This is a genomic window from Nostoc sp. CCY 9925 (genome assembly GCF_963920935.1).
In the GTDB taxonomy this organism is placed as follows: Bacteria; Cyanobacteriota; Cyanobacteriia; order Cyanobacteriales; family Nostocaceae; genus Nostoc.
The window spans coordinates 17877-29238 of record NZ_CAWUDO010000096.1; the positions used below are offsets into that span (position 1 = coordinate 17877).

An 11362-nucleotide genomic window follows, 5' to 3' on the forward strand; every position below is an offset into this window, starting at 1 on the left:
GGAATGTCTACCCTTTATATTTCTTTAAACGTTACTTACAATATCGCAAACATCTAGAGTTAAACGAATTTATCGCAAATCTTTATATAATTTTAATCTTATGGTCACAGTAGAAGACGTGAACGATTGCCCTGTTTAGGCCCCCTCAAGGGTTTTGCCTTGAAGCATAGGGGCGGTCAATTGTCCATGCAGAATTGGACTACCATAAATTTCCTTTGGATTCCGAGTCAGCTTTTGAAGTTTGTGTAAAAAATTTCTAGCGAAGATGTTAGTTTCTGTGGAACAGGTGGGTATCCTCAGAACGGGATGCTCGCTGATACCTAAGTATTTTCCACATTAAATAATTTAGGTATAGATTAGTACAATAACGCAGAATTAAAAAGTCAAATATTAAAATTTTATCTAGGTTTTAGATACATTTACCATATTTTTAATATGAACTCTGACCGTGGTGTTGATGATGTCTATTTAGAATATATTCAAAAATTACTGCCAGGTATTAGCACTGATGCTTTATCAACAATTTCTGTAATTCTATCACACACTTCTTGGGAGAATCCTAATTCTTCAGATGATTGGAATAACTTAGCAGTGGTAGCTTTGAGCGAGGCAGAACAGTGTATTGATAATCTAGTTTTACGCTCAGTCTATCTTGAAATGGCTTTTGAAGCATTGAATAATGGTTTAAACATAGATAAACATCCACTTTGTGCTGCTCATCTTGCTTTAGTCTATAGCATGATTGGAGAAAAACAAAAAGCAATAGAGATAGCACTTAATAGCTTTATTAATATGCTTCATCCTGCTTATACAGTTCACGACGATTACTCTCATTGTCTAATATATATATTTGGTCGCAATAAAAATTTTTCAGATAACGATCGCAAATGCTTGGAACAAATTTTATTAACTGAAAATAACTATGAAAAAGCAGTTTTTTTGTTAATTGAAATAATATGTCGTTCACAGTTAGTTTTTTACACTGCTGTGAGTCGCCGTTTCTTACATCTAGCTTCTCAACTTTTACCAAATTCAGTTGATGTAGGGCTAAAGCTGGGAATATCTAGTTTAATGGCTGGAGAATTAGAAGGAATTTTATATTTACATAAAGCTAGAAAATTAGCGCCAAATTCCGCGCCTATTCTTCAATCACTCTACTTAGCTTACCGAGATTTAAACCAGATAGAAGTCTCCGATTACTGGCAGGAAGTCTCTCGTAAATTTTATCAGCCAAATTCCTCATCTCCAGAATGGCACTGGACGCAATTAGCAGGCAATAGTTTATTTACTTATGTGCCTTTTGAAGGGAATTTAATAATGGCAGTTGAGCCAAGCTTGCGTAGTATTGTCACCAGTGTATTAATTGCCGAACAAGACTGGTTTGAGAAAGAGATGGAGTTTTGGCGCAATAGCATTAAACCTGGTATGACAGTGATTGATGTCGGTGCTAATGTTGGAGTATATACTTTTAGTGCTGCTTTAAAAGTTGGATCTAAGGGACGAGTGTTAGCAGTTGAACCTTTCTCAGGTTGTGTACGTTGTTTGCAAGAAACCTGTAGAATTAATCAATTATCATGGGTTAATGTTTGTGCAGGGGCAGCTAGCGATCGCAATGGTACTGTAAAGTTACTACTACATTCTGCTAACGAACTTAACCAGGTGATTTCTAGTGATGCAGCAGAAAATATATCTTCAGACTCTTTTGAGGAAGCCACCTGTTTTACTTTAGATAGTCTGATTGACCAAGAAAACATCGAGAGGGTGGATTTTCTTAAAATAGATGCAGAAGGGCATGAAATGGCGGTTCTTGCTGGTAGTCAGAAATTACTCACTGAGTTTTCGCCAATCATTTTATATGAAAATATTGCAGGTAGCCAAGGCAGTAATATTGAGGTTGCACAATATTTAACTAATAAAGGATATCAACTGTTTTACTATCAACCTTATACACAAAAACTGATAGCAGTAGATTCAGTTAAAGATTTTGAAGAACAGCTAAATATCATTGCGTTTCCGCCCCAGAAAGCAACAGAAATAAATTCCTTACTACCAACAAAAAGTTTGTAGTAAGCACTGAAGTGCTTCCGAAGATTTTTGTATGAATATCATAAACTCACACCAGAACAAAAAGCTGAATTAGTTGAACAACGCTTAAGTCGTGGCTATCCACCCCACTCGCCACCACATCTAATAGGGGATAGACAATTTTATCTGTTAACGGTAGCTTGTTATGAGCATAAGTGTCATATGCAATCTGAATCGCGCAGTCAGCAATTATTAAATAAGATATTTGATAGGTTTAGCATTAGTGAAAAGGATCATGAAAGCGCTGAATGAAGCGCTTACTACAAACTTAACAATCTATGCTTGGGTTGTTTTGCCTAATCACTATCATTTACTAGTTCAGGTTGTAAATTTTGATGTTTTGAGTGACTTATTTCGCAGAACACATGGTGCGCTTTCTCGACAGTGGAACATAGAAGACAATATCACTAAGCGTAAAATATGGTATTCTTGGAGCGATCGCGCTATTCGCTCAGAACGACATTACTATACAACTCTTAACTACATTCATTACAACCAAGTCAAGCATGGTTTAGTTCAATGGCCTTATGATTGGGTTGAAACTAGTGTTTACTGGTATTTAGAAACTTGTGGAAAACAATGGCTGCGTGATTGTTGGACTCAGTATCCACTGCAAGATTATGGCAAAGACTGGGATAATTTGTAACGTTCGTAAGTTCGTAAGTTTGTAGTAAGGGCTTCAGCCCTTATTAACCTCAATTTTGAGGGCTAGAGCCGCTCACTACGAGCTATTTTCCCTCAACATACCTCTGCCACATCTGCTCGTAAGCCTTCTCCATCTCACGGGTAAACTGCTTACCATTCCACAACGGTGCTGTCTGGCGCGACGCTCTCAGTTTCAAAATCACTCCCTGGCGTAAAGCCTCATCCTTCCCTAAGCGCACACCCCACTCTACATATTCTTCATCTGTCCAAGCAATACCTTCTGTAACACCTACATTCATCATCATGGTGTAACTATTACGTGCTGCAAATTGCTGTCCAACTCTGGTTACTAGGGGGATACCCATCCAGAGAGTTTCTAGGGTTGTAGTAGCTCCATTATAAGGATATGTATCTAATACAACATCAGCAATTGTTAAATTTGCTCTGTGGATAGCTTCAGAAGGATCTTGAGGCAAAAATCGCAGTCTGGAACACTCTACACCCTCTTCTTCAGCTATTTTGTAGAAAAACTGTTTAATCGATTCTTCTTCAGCGTCACCTTTAATCAAGAAGTAGCTATTTGGGACTTCTTTGATTATTTTCATTTGCCATTTTGTAGTTTGAGGGTGACGTTTATATACCCTTTGACTGCTGAGATAGATTACAGCATCACTAGGAATATCTAAATCTTGACGACGTAGTGTAGGGATACCGACTTCAAAGCCATCAACAGCGATATAAGTCTGGGGCAATCGCAAAATTTTTTCTGTATAATAATCTTGTGCTGAATCTGGTAATACATAAGGATCGGCAATAAAGTAATCAATTGCAGGTATACCAGATGCATCCCAACCAAGCCAAGTAACTTGAATTGGCGCTGGTTTGAGTGACATTACTTCACAACTAACATCTAGAGTTATACTATCTAGCTCTACTAGAATATCGATTTCATCATCAGAGATTGTTTCGGCAATTTCTAAAGCTTTTATACCTAACTTATGAGCTTTATCAGCTTTATCTACATACCATTTTTGTGCAATTCCATCTCCTGGCTTATAGTTGATTAAATAAGTATAAATTTCAAAATTATCCCGGTTATGATGTTGAAATAGCCAGCGTGCTAACCAGCCTACAGAATGCTGTCTTAAAGCATAGGATAAATATCCTATTTTTAACTTTTTTTTATAAGTTGCTTTTTGCCAATGATTAATATTACGCTGCAAATAACGCTCAAATGATTGATGATATATAGATTGAAGATTGTTCTGACAAATTGCTGCTAGTGAATTATGGATTTTTCTAAAATCTGATGGGCTATCCTCAATGTGCGGCTTGGCAAATGATGGTGTTAATAGAAGTAGAGTTTTGATTTCATCTAATAGAAGTGGCTGGGCTGTGATAAATTCTTGCCGCAAAGCTTCCAACTGTTGGTTTGTTAAGCATATCTCTTGCCAACATCCACCAGCAGCCATTAAAGCCCGCAAGATTAAATGAACAGCAAAAATTTTGTCAGCTATTTCTGTTGATAAGGAAAGGCATAATTTAGCTTTTTCTATACCTTGAGAAAAATTTTTAGCATTTTGGTAAAAAAGAGATAAGTGTCTTAATATTTCTAATAATATTTCTTGGTTATTTGGAGCTTGGGCTAAATACAATTCTAAAAGACATGCTGCTGTTGCTGGTTGTGCAAATGTCTGACCAATTTTCATCACAGCAGCGAAAAATATATCGTTAAACTCTGGTGTAAAGTAAGGTAAGCAAGATTTTATGAAGTCTATAGATGGTTGGTTTAAGGGTAGAGTTTCAATAACTTGCTGTAATACTTGCAGTAATAGTTCTGAATTTAAATCTACAACATCTTGATAATTTAATAACTCAATAATTCCTAATTTATCTAACTGAATTTCTTCAAAATTGTCTATCTTGAAGGAAAGTTGCACAATGTTTAAGAGATTATTGATATCATAATTATTTATTTCTCTTATATGCTGACGAATTGCCCAAGCGAGAGAAAATTCTTCAAGCTTTTCCCGTCTTTCTGCTTCTAGTTGTAAAACTTGGGTTAGTTCTTGGGTATACCTTTGAATATTTTCCTCTTCTACATCTGCTAAAGGCTGCATCCAAGTCATTTGTGCTTCTATTTCTTTTTCTTGTAAAAGCAGAATTAAACCTAGATACCAATAGTGGGAAATTACATTGGGTTCAGATGCAATTGCTTGTTCATATAGATTGGCAGCTTGTTCATAGTTTCTCTCTGTGAAATATTGATAAGCTTGCTGTTCACATTTATAAATTTCAACTTTCATAAAAATATTTATATTGTCTAAAAATGATGAAAAGGTGAGTATAGTATACTCACCTCGTAATATGTTTTTTAGCAAAATTGCTGTTCAAAAGTAAGAGGGAGAAATTAAACTGAAGATGCTTTGAAACTGAGTAATAATTTCAGGGAGAGCTATCTTACATTTTATTTTAACCATCCACTTAGATGAATTGTTTTGCTACTTATTTAATTGATTTCTGATCACCTGCATCACAGGTGATATCTGTGACATCAGGCGCAGTACCTACAAGAGTTCCATCTGCTATAGTGTCACCCACTTTCTTCGGATTGAGAGTTTCGCACAAAATCGCTATAGTTGATGCTTCTCCAGCTCCCGCTCCTGCTGTCACACCAACATGTACAAAACCACCGTAGCCTTTTAAAACAGCAGTACTACCAGCAGGAGTTGTGGGTAAAGCTTTAAGAGATACGCCTCCTGCTTGAAATGCAGCAACATTATAGGTAAAGTTTTCTGTTTGTGTCTTGATACCTAGTTGTAGTTTGTTAAAGTCGGTTTGTGCAGTTATAAAACTGTTAGATTCTAAGAAATAAGCTTGTTGAGCGCGGTTAACAGAACCGGTATATGTTTTTGCTTCTGATGCACGAGCTTTATTAGCTTGGTTGAGGAAGGAAGGTAGAGCAATAGCCGACAGAATACCAATGATGATAATTACTACTAATAGTTCAATTAGGGTGAAACCCTCATTGTCCTTCTTTTTGTTGAGAATGTGTTGGATAAATTTGGCTTTCAATTCGGTTTTCATAAGTGTTTTCCCTGTAGTAGGAAGTGGTTGTGTGTTCTAGATGTAACTTACCCACTCCTGTTTTGTTTTATATCACCCGACCTAAATTTTTTTTTAAGTATTAAACTGTGTTTTTATTTATATCGCTAGCACGCTAGATAATAGGCTATGTTCCTTATCTATAAAGGGTTTTATCAGTTGCAGACTCTCTAATATCGGTATTGTTCAGTTAAAGAAAGCTATCTTTTGAGGTCATCTGAGGAGATAGAGATTGATAGTGGTTGCGGGTTCTCAAAGATCACTTAACCCCTTTTATAACTTACGAAGCTCTATGGGACAGTTGACAGAGGGGAATGTACTATACATACTTGCTTATGAAAATATATGGAAATTGAGCAAGAGATGTCTATTTTTGTAAAGAGCCTCAAAGAACAAGGTCTGCTTGACCAAATTCATATAACAGTATGCAATGTAGGATCTCGTAAATTATCATCAGAAGATGACTATGGTGCTGGTGCTTGGAATTTATTTGCTCCTAACCTAACTATTTACGGTTTTGATGCAGATGCAGATGCCTGTGAAGCTGCTGAAGCTGAACTGGAATTGAAACAAATAAATTGGACTGAAAAACATATTCCCTTAGCGCTTGGGAAGTCTGTAGGAGAGGCAACCCTTTATGTAACTAAGCATCCAATGTGTAGTTCGCTATATCCGCCAAATGAAGCATATACAGCCAGATTTACCAATCTGCCAGAATTATGTAACTTGGATTTCACTATAGAAATTGAGACAACTACATTAGATAGTTTTTGCAACACCGAAGAAATAAATACAATAGATTTTTTACAAATTGATGTTCAAGGTGCTGATCTTCAAGTTTTAGAAGGAGCATCGGAGATTTTAAAACGTGGAGTATTAGGAGTTCAAGTAGAAGTTGAATTTTCACATATATACGTAAATCAACCTTTATTTGCTGATGTAGATGTCTTTTTAAGAGGACATGGTTTTACGTTATTCGATTTAGAAACTGCCTACCGTCATCGCGCTCGTTCACCAATCGCATCAACACAGCGTCCGGGGCAATTACTCTGGGGAAATGCTTATTATCTCCAAGATCCGATTAGGGAAAATGCTAATCTTCAGATTAAAGAACCAGCTAAAATCCTCAAATTAGCTTGTATAGCTGATGTTCTGGGTTTTCCAGATTATGCTTTAGAGTTACTAGAATACCTAACGGTTGAGTATGGCGTTAATGCTGAATACAATTTTGCTCACACTATTATAGAGAGCTTATCTAATTTTCCAGAATTGGTTAAATTGGGGCTAGATTCTCTAGCTGTGGTAGCTAATATTCGTCCTTTTCTGAATATCTAAAGCGTTGTTCAAGTAATTTATTTTTGCGTAGTTCCTATTCTGCTACTTCTGAAGAGTGCCTTATTCAAACTCAGGTGGCCACAACTCTGATACCGCCAGTTCCCAGCCTGGTAGCAAGTCAGGTAGTGTAAGTGCGTCTCCATTGTGCAACACTACTGGGGCTTGGTTTAGTCGGTAAACTGTTACTGTCAATTTGTCAGGGTCAATCAGTATGCCAACTACAGAGCCAAGTTGCAAAAATAGCTGAATCTTCTCTTCAAGTGGTTTAATTCTGTCGCTTTTAGATTTAATCTCAACCATCAAGTCTGGAACTAACTCTACAAAGTCCCGCTTGGTTTTCTTCAAGCGATCGGCTCTAACAAAAGACACATCAGGGGCACGCAGGTTTCTTTTTTCCGAATCATCCTCTTGTGCGCCTTCTGCTCTCGGTAGTATAAAGCCTGCGCTAGAACCAGTTACTCGCCCTAGTTTGCGCGACATAACCCAAATATTTAAGAAGGTACTCAAGCGAGTGCCAATTTCCTCTGACTCGTAATCTGATGGCCCTATAACTATGATTTTCCCTTCTACCAACTCCATCTGCCATTCTGGATGTTCGGTTTGTAGCTGCTCTAAATCTGTAACGGTGAAAGACATAATATTATAGAAAATACTTCTGTATCTATCAGGACTTACGCAAAATCATGAAAAAACGAACCACAGAGGACGCAGAGGGCACGGAGAAATAAGAGTTTCAGAGAGTTCCTGCGTAAGTCCTAGTACTATTAATTAGCGATCGCGATGTGCCAGTTGCGTAAGTCCTGAAGTATTGAACGCATAGTACTACTATAGGCATTTTCCCATCGCTTACCATCTGGCGTAGCCGATCGCAATTTGTTATGCTATATTAAACGTAGTCGTTATGAGTTCGTATATTTTCATGACTAACCCCACAGTAGAAAACTTGGTAATTATCGGTTCTGGGCCAGCAGGGTATACAGCCGCCATTTATGCTGGACGTGCTAACCTGAAACCCGTTGTATTTGAAGGTTTCCAAGCCGGGGGATTGCCTGGTGGACAGCTAATGACAACCACGGAAGTTGAGAACTTTCCTGGGTTTCCTCAAGGTATTACCGGGCCGGAACTGATGGATCAAATGAAGGCTCAAGCAGAGCGTTGGGGGGCTGAACTATATACTGAAGATGTTATATCAGTTGATATGAGTCAGCGTCCATTTACAGTGCGATCGCAAGAAAGGGAAATCAAAACCAACAGCATCGTTATTGCTACTGGTGCCACAGCAAAACGTTTAGGTTTACCCAACGAACATGAATTTTGGAGTCGAGGTATTTCCGCTTGTGCAATTTGCGATGGTGCAACACCGATTTTCCACGGTGCAGAATTGGCTGTGATTGGTGCTGGCGACTCTGCGGCGGAAGAGTCTATTTACCTTACCAAATACGGTTCTAAGGTAAATATGTTGGTACGCACCGATAAAATGCGGGCTTCTAAAGCCATGCAAGACAGAGTTTTGAGTAACCCGAAAATCCAGGTGCATTGGAACACAGAAGCCGTGGATATTTTCGGTAATGGTCACATGGAAGGAGTGAAAATCCGTAACACCAAAACTGGTGAAGAAAGCAAACTGCACGCCAAGGGTTTATTTTACGCCATTGGTCATACTCCCAATACCTCTTTATTTAAGGGACAACTAGAACTCGATGAGGTGGGTTACGTTGTCACTAAGCCTGGTTCTGTAGAAACCAGCGTTGAGGGCGTTTTTGCTGCTGGTGACGTACAAGATCATGAGTTTCGTCAAGCAATCACCGCTGCGGGTACTGGCTGTATGGCGGCGATGTTAGCAGAACGTTGGTTGTCAGCTAGTGGCTTGATTCAAGAATTCCATCAAAAGCCAGAAACAGCAGATAACGAATTAGAACATCAGCCAGCCAAAAAGACCGAAGCTGAGGAAGAAGCTGGATTTAACTTGAATGCAACGCGTCATGAGGGGGGTTATGCTCTACGGAAATTGTTCCATGAAAGCGATCGCTTACTCTTAGTTAAATACGTCTCTCCCGGCTGTGGCCCTTGTCATACCCTGAAGCCGATTTTAAATAAAGTGGTGGATGAATTTGACAGCAAAATTCACTTTGTGGAAATTGACATCGACAAAGACCGAGATATTGCTGAAAATGCTAACGTTACAGGAACGCCAACAGTTCAATTGTTCAAAAATAAGGAACTGGTGAAGGAAGTCAAAGGCGTGAAGCAAAAGAGCGAATATCGGCAATTGATTGAAAGTAATCTTTGAGATAGTAGATATTGGGGATTGGGGAAGACTCTGCCCAATACTCAATACCTGCTACAGTTCGCTTAAGTGGTAGCCTTAATTTATTAAGTTAGGCAATAGCATATCCTGTGTGTTGCCTAACATTTGGCGGGTGAAATCCCAAGACAATTTTTTCTTTGGGAATTCCTGCTGCTAGTAATTCGTAGGTAACACCATCTTCTGTGTCATCTCGTTGCACCCAAATTTTGCTATTAATAATGTCAATATGAACTAGGCAACCGTGAATTCGCTTCACACCGTCCCAGCCTAAAGTTATCAGCAAATAACTGTCATTTTCGCTATCAAAGACTGCTTTACATTCAATAGCTGCGTGGGAATATTCCTTGTTCTGCGGCTAATAATTGTTTGGCTCCTAAATCTACAAACATATCTTTGTATCCACTGGGAGTAGTCGGACTTTTATTAAGGATGTTTAGGCAATTCCCTATCTGATATGTAAAATGGTCAGCGTATCTTGCTTGATCCAGGCGATCGCTTTATGGCCATCACAAAACGGCGACTACCGACATTTTTCCAGTTTGCTCAAAATCCCAATCTTTCACAGAAACTCATGCTTATAGGGTTAGCCATCACCCTATTTTTCATCTTCCTGGCATTCTTCGCTCCTGTATTCCAGGCTTGGGGATGGCTACAAAACCCGAAAGATTTTCTCTCAAATCCAATTCACCAGCCACCATCAGCTAAATATTGGTTTGGTACTAGTCGCCTGGGTTATGATGTTTTCTCACGGACGTTGTTCGGCGCTCAAGCCGCTTTGCAGGTGGTGATTTTGGCAACCGCGCTGAGTATGATTATCGGTGTACCTTTGGGGATGCTGAGTGGTTATCTCGGCGGGAAATTCGATAAAGTGTTGCTGTTTATTATGGATAGCATCTACACTTTACCAGGGCTATTGTTGTCTGTGACACTGGCCTTTGTGGTGGGGCGTGGGATATTGAATGCTGCGATCGCCATTAGTATTGCTTACATACCCCAATATTACCGCGTTGTTCGGAACCACACTGTTAGCGTCAAAACTGAAGTGTTTATCGAAGCTGCTCAAGCAATGGGCGCTTCCACTTGGGTTGTGCTTTCTCGATATCTATTTTTCAACGTCATTCAAAGCGTACCCGTACTATTCACCCTCAACGCCGCTGATGCAATTTTAGTGTTGGGCGGTTTGGGCTTTTTGGGGCTAGGACTTCCAGAAGAAGTGCCAGAATGGGGATACGATTTAAAACAAGCACTAGAAGCTCTACCTACTGGCATTTGGTGGACTACTCTTTTCCCTGGTTTGACAATGACATGCATGGTAGTGGGGTTATCACTACTCGGTGAAGGGTTAAACGAATTTGTCAATCCTCGTTTACGAAGAGAAAATAGAATCCGAAAGTAGTCATTGGTCATTAGTCATTTGCAAAGAACAAATGACAAAAGACAAAGGACAACTGACAAATAACAAAATAGTAGAGAGATTTGTGTGAAAGATAACCTGACATTAATTGCCGCCGCTACTGGCGGGTTTATGCTTTCCGTCGCCCTTGCTGGTATCTTAAGAGGTACTCCAGTTACAGCTTGGCAAGAGCAATCGAGTGTTCGTACCATGACTGTTGCTAACTTAAGACTCGCACCCAATAAGACAGAAAATTTAGAATATTTTCGTGCCAAAATTCTAAAACCCTAAGGAATTGTTGATTTTGAACTGGAAAATAGGGAGTGGGAAAATAGCTTTGCCAAGAGAAAGGGGAAAAGGGGAAAGGAAAAAGGAATTAAACAAAGTTCTTCCCCTTTCCCTTTAACCTTTAACCTTTTCCCTACCCGAAGGGTTTTGACTAATGACTAATGACTAATGACTAATGACTAATGACTAATGACTAATGACTA

General features: G+C 39.0%; 9 protein-coding genes and 1 pseudogene. 6 read left to right on the forward strand and 4 right to left on the reverse strand.

Annotated elements, in window-relative coordinates; all coding sequences use genetic code 11:
• Window positions 1-435: 435 nt before the first annotated feature.
• Window positions 436-2067, forward strand: a complete 1632-nt coding sequence (locus ACM0OY_RS31940) for an FkbM family methyltransferase (protein ID WP_414572783.1) — start codon at window positions 436-438, stop codon at window positions 2065-2067.
• A gap of 253 nt (window positions 2068-2320) precedes the next feature.
• On the forward strand, window positions 2321-2731 hold the full coding sequence (locus ACM0OY_RS31945) for a transposase (RefSeq protein WP_414572784.1): 411 nt from the start codon (window positions 2321-2323) through the stop codon (window positions 2729-2731).
• Between the two features lie 82 nt (window positions 2732-2813).
• Here ACM0OY_RS31945 and ACM0OY_RS31950 read toward each other — a convergent pair whose 3' ends face one another.
• Window positions 2814-5036: an O-linked N-acetylglucosamine transferase, SPINDLY family protein gene (locus ACM0OY_RS31950; RefSeq protein WP_414572785.1), complete on the reverse strand. Its 2223-nt coding sequence runs from the start codon at window positions 5034-5036 to the stop codon at window positions 2814-2816.
• Window positions 5037-5235: 199 nt separating this feature from the next.
• The gene (locus ACM0OY_RS31955) at window positions 5236-5817 is read right to left on the reverse strand and encodes a type IV pilin-like G/H family protein (protein WP_414572786.1); all 582 of its coding nucleotides are present in this window, start codon (window positions 5815-5817) and stop codon (window positions 5236-5238) included.
• A gap of 381 nt (window positions 5818-6198) precedes the next feature.
• On the opposite strand from ACM0OY_RS31955, the gene ACM0OY_RS31960 reads away from it, so the two are divergent.
• Window positions 6199-7170 carry an FkbM family methyltransferase gene (locus tag ACM0OY_RS31960; RefSeq protein WP_414572787.1) on the forward strand — a complete coding sequence of 324 codons (972 nt, stop codon included), beginning with the start codon at window positions 6199-6201 and terminating at the stop codon, window positions 7168-7170.
• A gap of 60 nt (window positions 7171-7230) precedes the next feature.
• Here ACM0OY_RS31960 and ACM0OY_RS31965 read toward each other — a convergent pair whose 3' ends face one another.
• Entirely contained in the window at window positions 7231-7806 is a 576-nt protein-coding gene (locus ACM0OY_RS31965; protein ID WP_414572788.1) for a Uma2 family endonuclease, read from the reverse strand.
• 283 nt (window positions 7807-8089) lie between these two features.
• Here ACM0OY_RS31965 and trxB point away from each other — a divergent pair, with 283 nt between their 5' ends.
• Entirely contained in the window at window positions 8090-9460 is a 1371-nt protein-coding gene (trxB, locus tag ACM0OY_RS31970) for a thioredoxin-disulfide reductase (protein ID WP_414572789.1), read from the forward strand.
• A gap of 88 nt (window positions 9461-9548) precedes the next feature.
• Here trxB and ACM0OY_RS31975 read toward each other — a convergent pair.
• Window positions 9549-9818, reverse strand: a pseudogene (locus ACM0OY_RS31975) (XisI protein); the annotation flags it as partial.
• Between the two features lie 159 nt (window positions 9819-9977).
• Between ACM0OY_RS31975 and ACM0OY_RS31980 the strand changes: the two are divergent.
• Window positions 9978-10874 (forward strand): ABC transporter permease, encoded by an 897-nt coding sequence (locus ACM0OY_RS31980; RefSeq protein WP_414572790.1) that lies wholly within the window; start codon window positions 9978-9980, stop codon window positions 10872-10874.
• Window positions 10875-10958: 84 nt separating this feature from the next.
• Window positions 10959-11162, forward strand: a complete 204-nt coding sequence (locus ACM0OY_RS31985) for a hypothetical protein (protein WP_414572791.1) — start codon at window positions 10959-10961, stop codon at window positions 11160-11162.
• The last annotated feature ends 200 nt before the right edge of the window (window positions 11163-11362 follow it).

Excerpts from the sequence above, each read along its gene's own strand:
- ACM0OY_RS31940 (WP_414572783.1), top strand. The coding sequence starts at position 436 with ATGAACTCTGACCGTGGTGTTGATGATGTCTATTTAGAATATATTCAA.
- ACM0OY_RS31945 (WP_414572784.1), top strand. The coding sequence starts at position 2,321 with ATGAAAGCGCTGAATGAAGCGCTTACTACAAACTTAACAATCTATGCT.
- ACM0OY_RS31950 (WP_414572785.1), bottom strand. The coding sequence starts at position 5,036 with ATGAAAGTTGAAATTTATAAATGTGAACAGCAAGCTTATCAATATTTC.
- ACM0OY_RS31955 (WP_414572786.1), bottom strand. The coding sequence starts at position 5,817 with ATGAAAACCGAATTGAAAGCCAAATTTATCCAACACATTCTCAACAAA.
- ACM0OY_RS31960 (WP_414572787.1), top strand. The coding sequence starts at position 6,199 with ATGTCTATTTTTGTAAAGAGCCTCAAAGAACAAGGTCTGCTTGACCAA.
- ACM0OY_RS31965 (WP_414572788.1), bottom strand. The coding sequence starts at position 7,806 with ATGTCTTTCACCGTTACAGATTTAGAGCAGCTACAAACCGAACATCCA.
- trxB (WP_414572789.1), top strand. The coding sequence starts at position 8,090 with ATGACTAACCCCACAGTAGAAAACTTGGTAATTATCGGTTCTGGGCCA.
- ACM0OY_RS31980 (WP_414572790.1), top strand. The coding sequence starts at position 9,978 with ATGGCCATCACAAAACGGCGACTACCGACATTTTTCCAGTTTGCTCAA.